The organism is Geodermatophilus sp. URMC 64, from assembly GCF_053502555.1.
The window spans coordinates 383,040-400,844 of the sequence record NZ_CP199955.1; the positions used below are offsets into that span (position 1 = coordinate 383,040).

Annotated in this window: 18 protein-coding genes; 14 read left to right on the forward strand and 4 right to left on the reverse strand. The window is 74.4% G+C overall.

The annotated features are described in order from the left end of the window. Positions 1-55 precede the first annotated feature (55 nt). Both mftD and mftR read right to left on the reverse strand, forming a co-directional pair. Positions 56-1,279, reverse strand: a complete 1,224-nt coding sequence (gene mftD, locus ACWIYF_RS01820) for a pre-mycofactocin synthase MftD (RefSeq protein WP_448626409.1) — start codon at positions 1,277-1,279, stop codon at positions 56-58. 61 nt (positions 1,280-1,340) lie between these two features. Further along, positions 1,341-1,949, reverse strand: coding sequence for a mycofactocin system transcriptional regulator (gene mftR / locus ACWIYF_RS01825; protein ID WP_448626410.1), 609 nt, complete (start codon positions 1,947-1,949; stop codon positions 1,341-1,343). 126 nt (positions 1,950-2,075) lie between these two features. Between mftR and mftA the strand changes: the two genes are divergently transcribed. The 4 genes from mftA (at position 2,076) to ACWIYF_RS01845 (ending at position 4,938) form a co-directional block, all read left to right on the forward strand. Beyond that, on the forward strand, positions 2,076-2,201 hold the full coding sequence (gene mftA / locus ACWIYF_RS01830) for a mycofactocin precursor MftA (protein ID WP_448626411.1): 126 nt from the start codon (positions 2,076-2,078) through the stop codon (positions 2,199-2,201). Between the two features lie 8 nt (positions 2,202-2,209). Beyond that, positions 2,210-2,488 (forward strand): mycofactocin biosynthesis chaperone MftB, encoded by a 279-nt coding sequence (gene mftB, locus ACWIYF_RS01835; RefSeq protein ID WP_448626412.1) that lies wholly within the window; start codon positions 2,210-2,212, stop codon positions 2,486-2,488. After that, entirely contained in the window at positions 2,485-3,699 is a 1,215-nt protein-coding gene (gene mftC, locus ACWIYF_RS01840) for a mycofactocin radical SAM maturase (RefSeq protein ID WP_448626413.1), read from the forward strand. Before mftB ends, mftC begins: the two co-directional genes overlap by 4 nt. Before the next feature lie 69 nt (positions 3,700-3,768). Further along, on the forward strand, positions 3,769-4,938 hold the full coding sequence (locus ACWIYF_RS01845; protein ID WP_448626414.1) for a serine hydrolase domain-containing protein: 1,170 nt from the start codon (positions 3,769-3,771) through the stop codon (positions 4,936-4,938). Between the two features lies 1 nt (position 4,939). Here ACWIYF_RS01845 and ACWIYF_RS01850 read toward each other — a convergent pair whose 3' ends face one another. Then, the gene (locus tag ACWIYF_RS01850; protein WP_448626415.1) at positions 4,940-5,425 is read right to left on the reverse strand and encodes a pyridoxamine 5'-phosphate oxidase family protein; all 486 of its coding nucleotides are present in this window, start codon (positions 5,423-5,425) and stop codon (positions 4,940-4,942) included. Between the two features lie 42 nt (positions 5,426-5,467). Between ACWIYF_RS01850 and mftE the strand changes: the two genes are divergently transcribed. From mftE to mftF, 4 genes are all read left to right on the forward strand, one after another. Further along, positions 5,468-6,163: a mycofactocin biosynthesis peptidyl-dipeptidase MftE gene (gene mftE / locus ACWIYF_RS01855; protein ID WP_448626416.1), complete on the forward strand. Its 696-nt coding sequence runs from the start codon at positions 5,468-5,470 to the stop codon at positions 6,161-6,163. A gap of 73 nt (positions 6,164-6,236) precedes the next feature. Further along, a complete protein-coding gene (locus tag ACWIYF_RS01860; RefSeq protein ID WP_448626417.1) occupies positions 6,237-7,715 on the forward strand; it encodes a purine-cytosine permease family protein in 1,479 nt (492 codons plus the stop codon). Next, positions 7,712-8,251, forward strand: a complete 540-nt coding sequence (locus ACWIYF_RS01865) for a cysteine hydrolase family protein (protein WP_448626418.1) — start codon at positions 7,712-7,714, stop codon at positions 8,249-8,251. Before ACWIYF_RS01860 ends, ACWIYF_RS01865 begins: the two co-directional genes overlap by 4 nt. Further along, the gene (gene mftF / locus ACWIYF_RS01870; RefSeq protein ID WP_448626419.1) at positions 8,248-9,714 is read left to right on the forward strand and encodes a mycofactocin biosynthesis glycosyltransferase MftF; all 1,467 of its coding nucleotides are present in this window, start codon (positions 8,248-8,250) and stop codon (positions 9,712-9,714) included. Before ACWIYF_RS01865 ends, mftF begins: the two co-directional genes overlap by 4 nt. Here the strand turns inward: mftF and ACWIYF_RS01875 are convergent. Beyond that, positions 9,677-10,438 (reverse strand): SDR family oxidoreductase, encoded by a 762-nt coding sequence (locus ACWIYF_RS01875; RefSeq protein ID WP_448626420.1) that lies wholly within the window; start codon positions 10,436-10,438, stop codon positions 9,677-9,679. The genes mftF and ACWIYF_RS01875 overlap by 38 nt on opposite strands. Positions 10,439-10,568: 130 nt before the next feature. On the opposite strand from ACWIYF_RS01875, the gene ACWIYF_RS01880 reads away from it, so the two are divergent. From ACWIYF_RS01880 to ACWIYF_RS01905, 6 genes are all read left to right on the forward strand, one after another. Beyond that, positions 10,569-11,861, forward strand: a complete 1,293-nt coding sequence (locus tag ACWIYF_RS01880; RefSeq protein WP_448626421.1) for a GAF domain-containing protein — start codon at positions 10,569-10,571, stop codon at positions 11,859-11,861. Positions 11,862-11,971: 110 nt separating this feature from the next. Beyond that, complete coding sequence (locus ACWIYF_RS01885) at positions 11,972-13,183, forward strand: MFS transporter (RefSeq protein WP_448626422.1); 1,212 nt, start codon at positions 11,972-11,974, stop codon at positions 13,181-13,183. 82 nt (positions 13,184-13,265) lie between these two features. Beyond that, positions 13,266-13,613: a hypothetical protein gene (locus tag ACWIYF_RS01890; RefSeq protein WP_448626423.1), complete on the forward strand. Its 348-nt coding sequence runs from the start codon at positions 13,266-13,268 to the stop codon at positions 13,611-13,613. 229 nt (positions 13,614-13,842) lie between these two features. Continuing rightward, a complete protein-coding gene (locus ACWIYF_RS01895; RefSeq protein ID WP_448626424.1) occupies positions 13,843-14,343 on the forward strand; it encodes a (2Fe-2S)-binding protein in 501 nt (166 codons plus the stop codon). After that, positions 14,340-16,844, forward strand: coding sequence for a xanthine dehydrogenase family protein molybdopterin-binding subunit (locus ACWIYF_RS01900; protein WP_448626425.1), 2,505 nt, complete (start codon positions 14,340-14,342; stop codon positions 16,842-16,844). The genes ACWIYF_RS01895 and ACWIYF_RS01900 overlap by 4 nt, the downstream gene beginning before the upstream one ends. Further along, complete coding sequence (locus tag ACWIYF_RS01905; RefSeq protein ID WP_448626426.1) at positions 16,841-17,698, forward strand: FAD binding domain-containing protein; 858 nt, start codon at positions 16,841-16,843, stop codon at positions 17,696-17,698. Before ACWIYF_RS01900 ends, ACWIYF_RS01905 begins: the two co-directional genes overlap by 4 nt. Positions 17,699-17,805 lie beyond the last annotated feature (107 nt).

The window sequence follows — 17,805 nt, forward strand, 5'->3', positions numbered from 1 at the left end:
CCTCCTTCCTCCCCGCCCTGAGCAAGCTCAGGGCGGGGCCCTGGAAGGGGGCCGCTCAGGCCGAGCGGGACACCGTCCGCACGTCGACCGGCGCGTCCGCTCCCTCGACGCCGAGGCGCCGCTCGAAGCCGGGCGGCAGCACGAGGTCGTCGCGGCGCAGCTGGTCGATCGAGCTCTTGCCGAGGCCGACCATCGCCGCGCCCAGGCCGTCGCGCAGCAGGTCGAGGACGTTCTCCACGCCGGCCTGGCCGTTGGCGGCCAGCCCCCACAGGTAGGCCCGCCCGATCATGACCGCCTTCGCGCCCAGCGCGAGGGCCTTGGCGACGTCGGCGCCGCGGCGGATCCCGCCGTCCAGGAGCACCTCCACCCGGTCCCCGACCGCCTCGGCGATCGCCGGCAGCGCCCGGATCGAGGCGGGGGTGCCGTCGAGGTTGTTGCCGCCGTGGTTGGACACCGAGATCGCGGTGACGCCGGCGTCGATCGCGCGGCGGGCGTCGTCCACCCGCATGACGCCCTTGAGCATGAACGGCCCGTCCCACTGCGAGCGCAGCCAGGCGACGTCCTCCCAGGTCGGCATCGGAGAGGACATCCACATGCCGTAGGCGCCGAAGAAGGTCGGCGCCGGGTCCCCGGGGGTGGCGACCATGTTCGGGACGGTGAGGTCGGGCAGCTTCCTGGTCTTGGCGAAGTCGAGCAGCCAGCGCGGCTTGAGCGCCACCTGCGGGGCGTAGCGGCGGACCGCCTCGAAGTTGACCTTCTCCGGGATGAACGGGCTGCCCCAGTCGCGGCCGTAGGAGAACGACCAGTCCAGGGTGGCGATCAGCCCGGCGGCGCCGGCCCGGCGGGCGCGGTCCACCCGGGCGGCCATGTCCTCGCGGGAGCCGACCCAGTAGAGCTGGAAGAAGGTCTTCGGGTTGGCCTCGATGACCTCCTCCATCGGCTTGCTGGCCATCGACGACAGGCCCATCGCGGTGCCCCGGGCGGCGGCGGCGCGGGCGACGGCGACCTCGCCGTCCGGGTGCACCGCCTGCACGCCGGTGGGGCTGATCAGCACGGGCAGCGAGATGTCCTGGCCCATGACCCGGGTGGCCATCTGCTTGGCGTTGGCCAGGCCGGCGGTGTGCGGGGCGAAGCCGACCTCGTCGAAGGCGGCGGTGTTGTCGGCCGCCGTCAGGCCCTTCTCCGCGCCGGCGACCAGGGCTCCGTAGACGCCCTTGGGCAGCCGGCGCTTGGCCCGCCGCTGTGCCTCGGCCACCGTCTCGAACCAGGCGTTCGCCATGTGCCAGCTCCCGTTCTCGGTGTTCAGGGATGGTCATCGTGGCACCGAGTGCCACGAGGTGTCAGGTGCGGTGCGCCGATCCGGCGTCCAGGGAGGGGAAGGCGCCGGCGAGCTCGCGGAAGGCGGCGTCGAGGTCGTCGGCCAGCCGCGTGCGGCCGTCGGCCAGCCAGACCTCGAACGCGGTGGTTGCCGCTGCCCGCGTCGTCGTCGCCACCAGCCGGGGGAGGAGCGCATCGGCCGTCGTCCCCGTCCGGCGGGCGACGTGCTCGGCCACCACCCGGTCGATCTCCGCGTAGCGCAGTTGCGAGTGCGCCTGCAGCGCGGGCTCGGTCAGGATCAGCCGCATCCGCTCGCGCAGCAGCGGCAGGTCGGCCTCGGCGTAGTCGTTGACCTCGACGTAGGCGGCGCAGATGCGGGCGAGCACCGGGCGGTCCGGCTCGTCCGCCGCGAGGAGCCGCTCGAGCCGGGCGACGTGGAAGCCGAAGTCGCCCCACACGGCGTCGGCCTTCGTGGCGAAGTACCGGAAGAAGGTCCGCCGGCTGATGCCCGCCTCGGCCGCCACGTCGTCGATCGTGACCTGCTCGAACCCCTTGAGCGCGAACAGGTCCAGGGCCGCCTGCTCGATGCGGGCGCGCGTCCCCCCGCGCGGGTCCGGCCCCGGCTCGGTCACCCCGCCATCTTCCGCCCTCGCCGGTGCGCGCGGGGTCTCCCGGCAGGCCGGCCCGTTGTTGCCGGTGGCACCGGGTGCCACTAGCGTCCGACGTGACCCACCCCACTCCGGCTCCTGGAGGCCCGCATGCCCGAGACGACGACCCCCGCCGACGTCGAGACCGAGGTTCCGGCGCCCGCCACCGAGGAGCCCGTGGTCGAGGAGTCGCTGGTCGAAGAGGTCTCGATCGACGGCATGTGCGGCGTCTACTGAACGCTCTCGTGGACGAGTTCGACCCGGGCCTGCCCTGGCAGCGGGCGCGGTCGGTGGCCCTGCGTCCCGAGCCGTTCGGCGCGCTGGTCTACCACTTCGGCAACCGCAAGCTGTCGTTCCTGAAGTCGAAGCTGCTCGTGCAGGTGGTCGAGTCGCTGGGTGAGCACCCCAGCGCGACGGCGACGCTGTCGGCGTGCGGCGTCGCCGAGCCCCAGCGGCCGGCCTACGTCAAGGCGCTGGCCGACCTCGCGCGCTCGCACATGATCGAACCCCGGGAGTCCGTGTGACCGCAGTCCTGCCCTCCCGTCCCACCGGGGGTCGGCTGATCGACCAGTTCGAGTACGGCCTCGACGCGCCGATCTGCCTGACCTGGGAGCTCACCTACGCCTGCAACCTGGCGTGCGTGCACTGTCTGTCGTCGTCCGGACGGCGGGACCCGCGCGAGCTGTCCACCGCGGAGGCCGAGGCGGTCATCGACGAGCTGCAGCGGATGCAGGTCTTCTACGTCAACGTCGGCGGCGGCGAGCCGACCGTGCGGCCGGACTTCTGGCACCTGCTCGACTACGCGATAGGTCACGACGTCGGGGTCAAGTTCTCCACCAACGGCGTCAAGCTGGACCGGGCGCGGGCCGAGCAGCTCGCGGCCACCGACTACGTCGACGTCCAGATCTCCCTGGACGGCGCGACCGCCGAGGTCAACGACGCCGTCCGGGGCACCGGCTCGTTCGCCACCGCCGTCCGCGCGCTGGAGAACCTGGCCGAGGCCGGGATGAAGGACTTCAAGGTCTCCGTCGTCGTCACCCGGGAGAACGTCTCCCAGCTCGACGACTTCAAGGCGCTGACCGACCGCTACGGCGCCCAGCTGCGGATCACCCGCCTGCGGCCGAGCGGCCGCGGCGCCGACGTCTGGGACGCCCTGCACCCCACCGCCGTGCAGCAGCGGGACCTGTACCAGTGGCTCCTGGCCAACGGCGACCGCGTCCTCACCGGCGACTCCTTCTTCCACCTGTCGGCGCTGGGGGAGTCGCTCCCAGGGCTGAACCTGTGCGGCGCCGGCCGCGTGGTCTGCCTGATCGACCCGGTCGGCGACGTCTACGCCTGCCCGTTCGCCATCCACGAGCAGTTCCTCGCCGGCAACGTCCGCTCGCCCGGCGGCTTCCAGAAGGTGTGGCAGGAGAGCGAGCTGTTCGCCGAGCTGCGCAGCCCGCAGACCGGCGGCGCCTGCACGAAGTGCGGCCACTTCGACGCCTGCCGGGGCGGCTGCATGGCGGCCAAGTTCTTCACCGGCCTGCCGCTCGACGGCCCCGACCCCGAGTGCGTGCAGGGCTACGGCGAGACCGCCCTGGCCGCCCGCGACCGCGCCACGGCCACCCCGCGCAGCCACCTCGACCACTCGCACACGGGGCCGGTCCGCGGCCAGCCGACCCTGCTGGGCATGCCCACCGTCCCGGTCAAGATCTGCGACGAGTCCCCGCTGGCCGGAGCCGACCTGCGCTGAGCGGCTGTTGACCGCGACCGCCCGACCTGTCGAGAGTGTGGTGCACACCACACGATCGAGGAGGCGGTCATGACGACAGCGGTGGACACCCGCGGGATCGACGAGGTCCTGCGGCAGGCGGTCGACAGCGGCGCGGTCCCCAACGTGGTCGCGGTCGCCGCGGATCGCGACGGCCCCTTCTACGAGGGCGCGGCCGGCAACCGGACGGTCGGCACCGACCAGCCGCTGGACGGCGGCACGCTCTTCCGCATCGCGTCCATGACCAAGATGGTCGCGACGACGGCGGCGCTGCAGCTCGTCGAGCGCGGTGAGCTGGACCTGCAGACGCCGGTCGACGAGCTGGTGCCCCAGTGGTCCGAGCTGCAGGTCCTCGAGGGCTGGGACGGCGACACCCCGCGCACCCGGCCCCCGGCCACCCGTGCCACCGTCCACCACCTGGTCACCCACACCAGCGGCCTGGGCTACTGGTTCTGGAACGAGGACCTGGTCCGCTGGGAGGCGGCCACCGGCACGCCCAACGTGCTCACCGGCAGCCGGGCCTGCTTCAGCGCACCGCTGGTCGCCGACCCGGGGACGCGGTTCGAGTACGGCATCAACACCGACTGGCTGGGCCTCGTCGTCGAGGCGGTCTGCGGCCGCACGCTGGACAAGTACCTGGAGGAGAACGTCCTCCAGCCGCTGGGCATGACGCAGACGACGTTCACCCCGACGGCCGAGCAGCGGGCCAACCTGACGCCGGTGCACATGAAGGACGAGAACGGCCAGTGGGTCGCCACCGACCTCGACTGGTCCCCGGAGCCGGAGTGGTGGGCCGGCGGGCACGGCCTGTACTCCACGCCCCGCGACTACCTGCGCTTCCAGCGCATGCTGCTGGGTGACGGCGAGCTCGACGGCGTCCGCATCCTGCGGCCGGAGACCGTGGAGGCTGCCTTCACCAACCAGATCGGCGACCTGGACTTCCCCAGCCACATCCCCACCGCCGACCCGGCCTCCACGCACGCCTGGAACGGCCCGGCCGGGATGAAGTGGGGCTACGGACTGCTGCTCACCACGCAGCAGGAGCCCGGCATGCGGGCGGTCGGCAGCGGCGCGTGGGCCGGGATCTTCAACACGCACTTCTGGGTCGACCGCGCCAGCGGGGTCACCGGCGCCATCTACACCCAGTTCCTGCCGTTCATCCCCGAGGAGGCCATGGCGGTCTACGCCGACTTCGAGCGGGCGGTGTACGCGACCCGCTGACTCACCCCTGGAGCTGCACGCGCTCGTTCTCGCCGCCGTCGTAGGGCTGCCCGGTCAGCTTGGCCTTGGCGAAGCTGACCGCGGTGGCCAGCCGGCCGCCGGGGGAGTCCCAGTACTCCGCGGAGGCGGCGTCCACCCGCAGCAGGACGACGTCCGGGTCCTCCGGGCCGCCGGGGAACCAGGCCCCGACGACGGAGTTCCACAGCTCGCGCTTCTTCTCGGGGTCGTCGACGACGGCGGCGTGCCCGGTCAGGGACACCCAGCTGGAGCTGCCGCTGGTCGCCACGTTCACCTGCGGGTTCGCCGTCACGTGCGCGACCTTGCGGGAGTTCCGGGCGGCGAAGAACCACAGGTCGCCGTCGAACTCGACCTCCTGCATCGTCATCGGACGGCTGATCAGCGTGCCGTCGGGAGCGGTCGTGGTGAACAGGCCGAAGCGCTCGTCCTTCAGCAGTTCGGCGACCTTCGTCGTGTCGTCGGACGTCATGCGCTGCTCCTGCCCGCCGACCACGATCCCTAAGCTGCCCCGGTGCGCAGCCTCGGGGACGTCGTCTGGCCGGACGTCCCCGAGGCGCCGCTGCTCGTCGTCCCCCTCGGCTCGGTGGAGCAGCACGGGCACCACCTGCCGCTGACCACCGACACCACCGTGGCCTGCGCCGTCGCCGAGTCCGCCGCCGGCCGGATGGACGGCGCCCTGCTGGCACCCGCCCTCGCGTACGGCGCGAGCGGCGAGCACGAGGGCTTTCCCGGCACGATCTCGCTCGGCACCGAGGCGCTCACGGGGCTGCTCGTCGAGTACGGGCGGTCGGCCTGCCGCTGGGCCGGGCGCGTGCTGCTCGTCAACGGCCACGGCGGCAACCTCGACGCGCTGGTCGCCGCGGGCACCGTGCTCCGCGCGGAGAGCCGGGACGTCGCCTGGTTCCCGTGCGGCATCCCGGGCGGCGACGCGCACGCCGGGCGGACCGAGACGTCCCTGATGTTGCACGTGGAACCGGAGGGGGTCCGGGGGCACCGCGCGGTCGCCGGCGAGACCCTGCCGATCGAGCGGCTGCTGCACCGGCTGCGGATCGAGGGGGTCCGCCCGGTGAGCCCCACCGGCGTCCTCGGCGACCCCGCGGGCGCCTCCGCCGAGGAGGGCGCCGGGCTGCTGGGCGCGCTCGCCGACCGCCTGGCCGCCGCCGTCGCCGCCTGGGACGTCGACCCCCGCGGCCGGCTGCGGGGTTGATCATCCGGACGCCGCTCGCGGGTCTATGGTCCGGACCAAGATCGGGCGGTTTCCGAGGAGAGGACGGCGCACGATGACCCAGCAGCCGACCCGCGAGACGGGTCCCGTCGCACCCGAGGCGCCGACCCCGCGCGTCGCCGTCGAGACCAACGGCATCAACGTCATCGCCGAGGACGAGCGCAAGGGCAGCCCTCGCCAGCTGTTCTGGCCGTGGTTCGGCGCCAACGTCAGCGTCTTCGGCCTGGCCTACGGGTCGTTCCTGCTCGGCTTCGGCATCTCGTTCTGGCAGGCGCTGATCGCCGGCGTCATCGGCATCGTCGTCTCCTTCCTGCTCTGCGGCTTCGTCGCGATCGCCGGCAAGCGCGGCTCGGCCCCGACGCTCGTGCTGAGCCGGGCGGCGTTCGGCGTGAACGGCAACCGGGTCCCCAGCGTCCTGTCCTGGGTGCTCACCGTCGGCTGGGAGACCGCGCTGGTGTCGCTCGCGACCCTCGCCACCGCGCAGGTGTTCGACCAGCTCGGCTGGAGCGGCGGGACGGCGACCAAGGTCGTCGCCCTGCTCGTCGTGGCCGCCCTCGTGGTGGCCGGCGGCGTGCTCGGCTTCGACGCCATCATCCGGATGCAGACGGTCATCACGTGGGTGACCGGCGTCCTGACCGTCGTCTACCTCGTGCTGGTGGCCGACTCCGTGGACTGGTCGGCGGTCTCCTCGCTCGGGGGCGGGACGACGGCGGCGGTGGTCGGCGCGCTCACCCTGGCCATGACCGGCTACGGGTTCGGCTGGGTCAACGCGGCCGCCGACTACTCCCGCTACCTGCCGCGGTCGGCGTCCACCCGCGGCGTCGTCGGGTGGACGACGTTCGGCGGCGCGCTCGCGCCGGTCCTGCTGCTGCTCGCCGGCCTGCTGCTGGCCGGCTCGGACAGCGGCCTGTCCGCGCAGATCGGGCTGGACCCGATCGGCGCCCTCGGCACGCTCCTGCCCACCTGGTTCCTGGTGCCGTTCATCGTGGTCGTCGTCCTCGGCCTGATCGGCGGCGCCCTGCTCGACATCTACTCGTCCGGCCTGTCGCTGCTCGCTGCCGGGCTGCGCGTGCCGCGCCCGGTCGCGGCCTCGATCGACGGCACGCTCATGGTGATCGGCACGGTCTTCGTCGTCTTCGTCGCCGACAGCTTCATCGGGCCGTTCCAGGGCTTCCTGATCACCCTCGGCGTCCCGATCGCCGCGTGGTGCGGCATCTTCCTGGCCGACCTGGCGCTGCGCCGCCGCGCGTACGCCGAGCCCGAGCTGTTCGACCCGCGCGGCCGCTACGGCAGCGTCCAGCCCGTTCCGCTGCTGCTCCTGTTGATCGGCACAGTGCTCGGCTGGGGGCTGGTCACCAACACCTTCGCCGGCTGGCTGGACTGGCAGGGCTACCTGCTCGGCCCGCTGGGCCTGGGCGGCAGGGACGGCTCCTGGGCGTTCGCCAACCTCGGCGTCCTGGTCGCCTTCCTGGTGGGCCTGCTCGGCACGCTGGCGCTGCGCCGGTCGGCGGTGCGGGCGCAGGAGGCCGCGTGACACCGCCGGGCTGGCTGGTCGTCGTCGACCTGCAGCGGGTGTTCGGCGACCCCGACTCGCCGTGGACGACGCCGCGGTTCGAGGAGGTGCGGCCGCGGATCCGGCGGCTGGCCGACGCCTTCGAGGGCTGCGTCGTCTTCACCCGGTTCGTCGCTCAGGAGCAGCCGGTCGGCGCCTGGGTGGACTACTACGCCGAGTACCCGTTCGCCCTGCAGCCGCCGGACGCCCCGCTGTACGAGCTGGTCGAGGACCCGGGCGCGGCCAAGGTGCTCGACGTGACCACGTTCGGAAAGTGGGGTCCCGACCTCGCGGAGATCGTCGGCAGCGGCCCGCTCACGGTCGCCGGCGTCGCCACGGACTGCTGCGTGCTCTCCACCGTGCTGCCGGCCGCGGACGCCGGCGTGCCGGTGCGGGTGGTCACCGACGCCTGCGCCGGCTCCAGCGACGAGGACCACGACCGGGCGCTGCGGCTGATGTCCCTGTACGCCCCGCTCGTCGAGCTCACGACCACCGACGAGGTGCTCGCCGCGCGATGAGCGTCGGCGCCCCGCCCGCGGACCGCCTGCCCGACGGGTTCGCCGTCCGGCTGGACCCGGCGGTGCAGCGGCGGGACGACGGCGCATCGCTGCTCGGCGGGTCGCCGCTGCGGCTGCTGCGGCTGGCGCCGCGGGCCCGCGCGCTGCTGGCCGGCGACCGGCTCGTCGTCCGGGACGTGACCAGCGCCGCCCTGGCCGCGCGGCTGCTCGACGCCGGGATGGCCGCCCCCGACCTGGACGCGCGGGCCCCGGACGACGTCACGGTCGTGATCCCGGTCCGCGACCGGACGGCGTCCCTCGCCCGGCTGCTGGCCGCCCTGCGCGCCGACCCGTCCACCGCCGGCGTGCCCGTGCTGGTCGTGGACGACGGCTCCGCCGATCCCGGCGCGGTGGCGGCCGTGGCCGCGGCGTGCGCCGCCGACGTGCTCCGCCAGGCGCCCGCGCGCGGACCGGCCGCGGCCCGCAACGCCGGCCTGCGGGAGGCGGCGACCGCCACCGTGGCCTTCGTCGACTCCGACTGCGTGCCGCGGCGCGGCTGGCTCGACGCGCTGGCCCCGCACCTGGCCGACCCGCGGCTGGCGCTGGTCGCCCCGCGCATCGTCGGCCTGCCGCCGGAGCGCCCGACCTGGCTGACGCCGTACGAGTCGGCGGTGAGCGCGCTCGACATGGGCGGGCGCCCGGCCGCCGTCCGGCCCCTGTCGGCCGTCTCCTACGTGCCCAGCGCGGCGCTGCTCGTCCGCCGCGCGGCGCTCGGGGGCGGCTTCGACGAGTCGATGCAGGTGGCCGAGGACGTCGACCTGGTGTGGCGGCTGACCGGCGCCGGGTGGCGGGTGCGCTACGAGCCGGCAGCCGAGGTGGCCCACGAGCACCCGTCCGCGGCTGCGGCGTGGCTGCGCCGCCGCGCGTTCTACGGCACCGGGGCGGCGCCGCTGGCCGCCCGGCACGGCCGCGCGGTGGCGCCGCTGGTCATCTCCCCGTGGTCGGCGGCCGCCTGGGGGCTGCTGCTCTCCGGCCGGCGCAGGCTGGTGCCGGCGGTCGCCGTCCTGGCCGCGGCCTCGGCCCGGCTGACCCGCCGGCTGTCCCGGCCGGGGGAGGCGCCGCCCGCCCTCTTCGCCACCGGCCTGGTGCTGCGCGGCACGGCCACGGCGGGGACGACGCTGGCCCGCGCGGTCACCCGCCACCACTGGCCGCTGGCCGTGCCGGCCGCGGTGCTCTCCCGCCGGGCGCGGCGACTGGTGCTGGCCGCGGCCGTGGGCGACGCGGCCGTCGCCTGGTGGCCGCACCGGCGCGCGGTCGGGCCGCTGCGCTTCGCCGCCGCCCGCCGGCTGGAGGACCTCGCCTACGGGGCCGGCCTGTGGGCCGGAGCGCTGCGGGCCCGCGACCCGCGCGCCCTGCTCCCGGCCGCCCCGCCGACGTTCGACGCCGTCAGAGCCCGCCGGCGACCCGGAGCACCGCGCCGCTGATGTAGGACGCGGCGTCCGCGTCGAGCAGCCAGCCGATGGCCGGCGCCACCTCGTCGGCCTCACCGGGCCGGCCCATCGGGATGCGCGCGGCCACGCGGTCGAGCCGGCCCGGGTCGCCGGCGTCCGCGTGGATCCGGGTGCGCACGAGGCCGGGGGCGACGGCGTTGACCCGGATGCCGTCGCCGGCGAGCTCCTTGGCCAGCCCGACGGTCAGCGCGTCGACGCCGGCCTTGGCCGCGGCGTAGTGCACGTACTCGTGCGGCGAGCCGAGCGTGGCCGCGGAGGAGGAGACGTTGACGATCGCCCCTCCGTCGCCTCCGCGCCGGGTGGACATCACCTGGGCCGCGCGCCGGCAGCACAGCAGCACCGCGACCAGGTTGAGGTCGAGCACGCGGCGGACGACGTCGACCGGGGTGTCCGCGAGATCCCCGATGTGCAGCGTGGCGCCGGCGTTGTTCACCAGACCGGTCACCGGCCCGAGCCGCTCGGCGACGGCGTCGAACAGCCGGTCCACCTCGTGCTCGTCGGTGACGTCCGCCTGGACGGCGACCGCGCGGGCGCCCCGCTCGACTGCGCGCGCGGCCGTGCGCTCGGCGGCGTCGGGGTCGCGCCGGTAGCCGATCGCCAGGTCGTGACCCAACCCGGCGAGGTGCAGGGCCGTGGCCGCGCCGATGCCGCGCCCCGCGCCCGTGATCAGCGTGATCGGTCGTCCGCGGTCGGCCACGCGGCCATGCTGCCCGATCCGCCGCCCCCGGGACGGACCGGTCCGGCACCGGCGGGGCGCTGGTGGAAACGCTGGTCAGCGGTCACGATGGGCGCGACATGAGCTTCCGGTCTCGCAGCGTGGCGGGTCGATGACGACGACGAACCCCTGGCTGGCCCTCCCGGAGGGGCGGCCCAGCCCCGGGCTGACCCGGCTGCTGCGGGCTGCGCACGAGAACTTCGTGACCGGCGCCCCGCCCGCGCCCGGCGCCGTCCGGAACGTGGTCGTCGACTCCTGGCGGCGCAGCCTGGGCAGCGGCGTCGACCCCGACGGCGGCGCCCCGCCGGTGGAGCTGCTCGACGGCGACCTGCTGGCCTACCGGGAGGCGCACCCGCTGGCCCCCGTGATGCCGGTGATCCGCCGGCTGCTGGTCGAGGACGCCGAGGCCGACCGCATGATCGTCGCGGTCACCGACGCCGCCGGCCGGATGCTGTGGGTGGAGGGTGACGCCCGGCTGCGGTCCCGGGCGGCCGGGATGAACTTCGTCGAGGGCGCGCGCTGGGCCGAGGACGTCGCCGGCACGAACGCCCCGGGGACGGCGCTCGCCGTCGACCACGCGGTGCAGATCTACGGCAGCGAGCACTACCGCCGGCCGGTGCAGCCGTGGAGCTGCTCGGCGGCGCCGGTCCACGACCCCCTCACCGGGGTGCTGCTCGGCGCCATCGACGTCACCGGCGGCGACCACGTGGCCAGCCCGCACATGCTGACCCTCGTGCGCGCCACCGTGGCCGCGGTCGAGTCGGAGCTGCGGCTGCTGCACCGCGAGCGGGCCGCTCGCCCCCCGGCTCCGCGCGCCGTTCCGCAGCTCGAGGTCCTCGGCCGGGACCGCGCCCGGCTCACCCTGCCCACCGGGCGTCTCGAGCTCTCCCTGCGCCACTCCGAGCTGCTGCTCCTGCTGGCCGAGGCGGCAGTGGCCGGGGAGGGGCGGACCGCCGAGCAGCTCGCCGCCGAGTGCCACCCCGGCGGGACGGCGGCGGTCACCGTCCGGGCCGAGCTGTCCCGGCTGCGCCGGCTGGTCGGCCCCCGGCTGGTCGGCTCGCGGCCCTACCGGCTCGGCGGACCGCTGGAGACCGACCTCGACCGGGTCCGCCGGCTGCTGGGCCGCGGCTCGGTCGGCGCCGCGCTGGAGCGCTACCCCGGCGCGGTCCTGCCCGCGTCGCGCGCCCCCGGCGTCGCCGTCGCGCGCGAGCGGCTGGCGGCGTTGCTGCGGCACCACGTCCTGCGCAGCCGCCGTCCCGAGCTGCTGCTGCGCTACAGCACGCTGCCCGAGGCGCGGGACGACGCCGTCGTCTGGCAGGCCTGCCTCGACCTGCTGCCGGCCAGCTCGCCGCGGCGGGCACAGGCCGCCGCGAACCTGCTGCGGCTGCGCCGCGCCCCTCACTGACCGTCCGCAGCGCAAGCCGCGTCACATCCGGCGCGGGTGCGGAATGCGACCGCTGCGCGCCCTCTTGGCACTGCTACGTGAGTTCCCAGCCGACGTCCGCCCCTTCCCGAGTGACCGTCCGGACGGTCGTCGCGATCGCCGCACTGGCCGTCGGCGGCTTCGCCATCGGCACCACCGAGTTCGTCACGATGGGCGTGCTGCCCGACATCGCCGACGGCGTCGGGGTGAGCATCCCGTCGGCCGGGCACATCGTCAGCTTCTACGCGCTCGGGGTCGTGGTCGGCGCCCCGGTGATCGCCGCGCTGTCGGCCCGGTTGCCGCGCCGCGCTCTGCTCGTCGGCCTGATGGCCGCCTTCCTCGTCGGCAACGCGGCCAGCGCGCTCGCGCCGGGATTCGGCACGCTGTCCCTGGCCCGCTTCGTCAGCGGGCTGCCGCACGGCGCCTATTTCGGCGTCGCCTCGCTGGTCGCCGCATCGCTGGTGTCGCCGGGGCTGCGCGGTCGCGCCGTGAGCTCGGTGCTGCTCGGCCTGTCCGTCGCGATGGTCGCCGGGGTCCCGCTCGCCACGTGGCTCGGGCAGCAGGTCGGCTGGCGGGCCGCGTACTGGCTGGTCGTCGTCCTGGCCGCCCTCACCATGGCCGCCGTCCTCGCGGTCGTCCCGCACTCCCCCGGCCGCCCCGACGCGACCGTCCGCGGCGAGTTGGACGCGCTGCGCCGTCCGCAGGTCCTGCTCACCCTGCTGGTCGGGATCGTGGGCTTCGGCGGCATGTTCGCGCTCTACAGCTACATCGCGCCGGTCGCGACGGACGTCGCCGGGCTCGCGCGCGGCACGGTGCCGTGGGTGCTGCTCGCCTACGGGCTCGGCGGCCTCGTCGGGACGGCGCTCGGCGGCCGGCTGGCCGACCTGGCCCTGTTCCGGTCGCTGGTCGGCAGCATCGTCGTCCTCGGGGTGCTGCTCGCCGCCGTCGCGCTGACCTCGCCCTGGGCGCCGGCGCTGTTCGTCGGGGTCTTCCTCGTCTCCGTCGCCGCGTCGACCCTCGCCATCTGCCTGCAGCTGCGGCTGATGGAGACCGCCGGCGAGGCGCAGATGCTCGGCGCCGCGCTCAACCACTCGGCGCTGAACCTGGCCAACGCGCTCGGGGCCTGGCTCGGCGGCGCCGTCATCGCCGCGGGCTTCGGTTACCGGGCGCCGAGCGTGGTGGGCGCCGGGCTGGCCGTCGCGGGCCTCGTGCCGCTGGTGGCCTCGGCGGTCCTGCGCCGCCGCACGCTGCGGGCGACCGCGGCCCGGCGCCGGCCGGAAGCGGCCTACGCCCCGGCGAGCTGACAGCCGGCGTTGATCACCTCGGGTGCAGCGGTCCCTCCCCGCTCCTGAGGCACCGCTGCACCCGAGGTGATCTGCTAGAGCCGTGGCAGCGGCACCCGATTTCGCGGGGCTGGTGGCAGAGGCGATACGCGTGCTGACGCCGGGCGGCTGGTTCGCATACGTCGGTGTCCACCCCGGCTTCGTCCACCCCTTCGCCGAGCCGGTGTCCGACGGCGGCGTCGTCCGTTCCGGCTACCGGCAGGCGGGTTGGGCCGCTCCGACGCCGTTCACGGGCACGGCCGTGCGGGCCCGGGTCGGGGTTCACCACCTCCCGCTCGAGAGCTTCTTCAGCGCTTTCCTCCGCCTGGACGCGGAGATCGACCGGTTCGTCGAGCGCGGTGGGGACGTCGTTCCCGCTCTCGTCGGCGTCCGCCTGCGGCGCCGCGGTTGATGGGCGCTGCAACGACGCTGCAACGTTGTGGTGGACCGCATCCGCGTGTCGGAACGGCCCACTCGGCCGCACCTGCGGAAGTCGCGATCCGCGGCCGGCATGCGTCGGCGGCGGCGGACCACGGTCCGCGCAGCTAAGCGTGGCCTAAGTCACTCACAGCGAGTAAGACTCCGCTCGGGGCCCCGGCGTGACCGGGGACACATCGCCCTGCGATCCGAGCGGAGGATTCGTGACACAGATAAACGTGCGGGTCGACGGCGCGTCGTACACGGACGACGTCGAGCCGCGGACCCTGCTCGTCCACTACCTGCGCGAGCAGCTCGGCAAGGTCGGCACCGTGGTCGGCTGCGACACGAGCAACTGCGGCGCCTGCACCGTCCACCTGGACGGCGAGGCCGTGAAGAGCTGCACCGTGCTGGCCGTGCAGGCCGACGGCTGCGAGGTCACCACCATCGAGGGCATCGCGCAGAACGGCACCCTGCACCCGATGCAGCGGGCCTTCCACGAGATGCACGGGTTGCAGTGCGGCTTCTGCACGCCGGGGATGATCATGGCCTCGATCGACCTGGTGAAGGACAACCCGGATCCCACCGAGGACGAGGTCCGCGAGGGCATCGAGGGCAACCTCTGCCGCTGCACCGGTTACCAGAACATCGTCCGCGCCGTGCAGCAGGCCGCGCGCGAGATGAGCGGGAGCGCCACGCCCGAGACGACGGGAGCCCAGGCATGACCGTCACCGAGGACCGCCCGGACACCGCCGCCCCCGAGGCCCCGGCCCGCGAGGTCGGCCAGGCCCGCAGGCGCAAGGAGGACGCCCGGCTGATCACCGGCCGGACGCAGTGGACCGACAACCTGGTGCTGCCCGGCATGCTGCACCTGGCGATCGTCCGCAGCCCGGTCGCGCACGCCAAGATCCGCGGCATCGATGTAGAGGCCGCCCGCTCGGCGCCCAACGTCATCGCCGTCTTCACCGGCCGCGACTTCGCCGAGGAGCAGGGCTCGATCCCCTGTGCCTGGCCGGTGACCCCCGACATGGTCAACCCCGGGCACCCGTCGGTCGCCGTCGAGGAGGTCAACCACGTCGGCGAGGCCGTCGCGGTCATCGTCGCCCGCAGCAAGGCGGCGGCGCAGGACGCGGTCGAGCTCGTCGACGTCGACTACGACCCGCTGCCGGTCGTGCTGGACATGGAGCAGGCCACGACCGAGGGCTGCGACCTCTGCCACGACCACCTGGAGTCCAACACCAGCTACCACTTCGTCTTCGACGCCGGCGACGCCGGCACCGGCCAGAACACCGACGAGTCCTTCGCGAACGCCGACGTCGTGGTCAGCCGGCGGTTCGTGCAGCAGCGGCTGGTCCCGGCGTTCATGGAGCCGCGGGCGACCGTCGTCCAGCCCCAGGGCGACAACTACACGATGTGGTCCTCGACCCAGGTCCCGCACATCCTGCGGCTGATGCTGGCGATGATCACCGGCACGCCGGAGCACAAGCTGCGGGTCATCGCGCCCGACGTCGGTGGCGGCTTCGGCGGCAAGCTGCAGGTCACGCCGGAGGAGGTGATCACCCTCCTGGTGGCCAAGCGGCTCGGCAAGCCGGTCAAGTACACGGAGACCCGCAGCGAGTCGATCATGAGCGCCCACCACGGCCGCGACCAGATCCAGTACATCGACATCGCGGCCGACCGCGAGGGCAACGTCAAGGGCCTCAAGGTGCGGCTGCTCGCCGACATGGGCGCCTACCTGCGGCTGATCACCCCGGGCGTGCCGGCGCTGGGCGCGTTCATGTACCCGGCCATCTACAAGTTCCCGGCCTACCGGTTCGAGTGCGACGGCGTCTTCACCAACAAGACGCCCACCGACGCCTACCGCGGCGCCGGCCGGCCCGAGGCCACGTTCGCCATCGAGCGGGTCATGGACGAGCTCGCCGTCGAGCTCGGCATGGACCCCCTCGAGCTGCGCCGCAAGAACTGGATCAAGGCCGAGGAGTTCCCCTTCACCACGGTCGCCGGGCTCGAGTACGACAGCGGCGACTACGACGCCGCGACCCAGCAGGCGCTGCAGCTGCTCGGCTACGACGAGCTGCGCGAGGAGCAGCGGCGGCGGCGCGAGTCGAACGATCCCGTCCAGCTCGGCATCGGGTTCTCCACCTTCACCGAGATGTGCGGGATCGCCCCCTCCCGGGTGCTCGGCTCGCTCTCCTTCGGGTCGGGCGGCTGGGAGCACGCCTCCATCCGCATGCTGCCCACCGGCAAGGTCGAGGTGGTCACCGGCTCCACCCCGCACGGGCAGGGCCACGAGACGGCCTGGAGCCAGCTGGTCGCCGACGAGCTCGGCGTGCCCTTCGAGGACGTCGAGGTGCTGCACGGCGACACCGCCATCGCCGCGCGCGGCCTGGACACCTACGGGTCCCGGTCGCTGGTCGTCGGCGGCGCCGCGGTGGTCAACGCCGCGCAGAAGGTCGTGGCCAAGGCCAAGAAGGTCGCCGCGCACCTGCTCGAGGCCAGCGAGGACGACCTGGAGTTCGCCGACGGGAAGTTCGCCGTCCGCGGCACACCCGGGACGGCGCTGTCGATACAGGAGATCGCGCTGGCCACCTTCGTGGCGCACAACTTCCCCGAGGGCGTCGAGCCGTCGCTCGACGCCGACGCGACCTTCGACCCGGTCAACTTCTCCTTCCCCCACGGCACGCACATCTGCGCCCTCGAGGTGGACACCGAGACCGGCAGGGTGACGATCCGCAAGTACGCCTGCGTGGACGACGTCGGCACGATCGTCAACCCGCTGATCGTCGAGGGCCAAGTGCACGGCGGCCTGGCGCAGGGCATCGCGCAGGCGCTGTACGAGGAGGCCGTCTACGACGCCGACGGCAACCTCACCACCGGCACCTTCGTCGACTACCTGGTCCCGTCGGCCGCGGACCTGCCGCACTTCGACACGGGCAACACCGTGCACTCGGCACCCGGCAACCCGATCGGGGCGAAGGGGGTCGGCGAGGCGGGCTGCATCGCCAGCACGCCGGCCGTCGTCAACGCCGCCCTCGACGCGGTCCGCCACCTCGGGGTGTCCGACATCCTCATGCCGCTCACGCCCGAACGCGTCTGGCGGGCGATCCAGCAGGGCGGGGACGGCGGGGACCGCGCCACGGCGGGCACCGTCGCCTACGGCGGCGCGCAGACCGAGACCACCGCCGGCGTCTCGACGCCGGAGTCCTCGCTGGGAGGCGACCGATGATCCCCGCAGCGTTCGACTACGCCCGGCCGTCGACCGTCGAGGAGGCGCTGCAGGCCATCGCGGCCGGCGGCGAGGACGTCAAGATCCTCGCCGGCGGGCAGTCGCTGATCCCGGTCATGCGACTGCGGCTGGCGGCGCCGTCCACCGTCGTCGACCTCGGCCGGGTGGCGGAGCTGCGCGGCGTGCGGGACGACGGCGACGCCATCGTGATCGGCGCGATGACGACGCACTCCGACATCCTCTCCGACCCGCTGATCAAGGAGCACGCGCCGCTCGTCGCCGAGGCGACCGAGACCGTCGCCGACCGGCAGGTGCGCCACCGCGGGACCTTCGGCGGCGCGCTGGCGCACGCCGACCCGGCCGGCGACCTGCCGGCGGTGGCGCTGGCACTCGACGCCGAGTTCGTGATCGTCGGGGCGTCGGGACGGCGGACCGTCCCGGCGCGGGACTTCTTCGTGGACTACCTGACCACGGCGCTCGAGGAGGGCGAGCTGCTGGTCGAGGTGCGCATCCCCAAGCTGCCGGGCCAGTGGGGGATGCACTACGAGAAGTTCAACCGGGTGGCCCAGGCCTGGTCGATCGTGGCGGTCGCCGCGGCGGTCCGCCGGGAGGACGGGCACATCGCCGAGGCGCGGATCGGGCTGACCAACATGGGCCCGACGCCGCTGCGGGCGACCGCGGCCGAGCAGGCGCTGGCCGGTGCGTCGGCCACCGCGGAGGCGATCGCCGAGGCCGCGCGCCACGCGGCCGAGGGGACCAACCCGAGCAGTGATCTCAACGCCCAGGCCGACTACCGCCTGCACCTCGCCCAGGTGCTCACGCGCCGGGCGGTGGCGGCGGCCGCCGGGCTGTAGCGTCGGTCCCAGCCGCGCCGGTCCGTACCGGTCCGTCCGTTCCCGTCCGTCTCGGCCGGCCCGCCCCTCGGGGTGGACCGGCCGAGCCGCATCCAACGTTGGAGGTT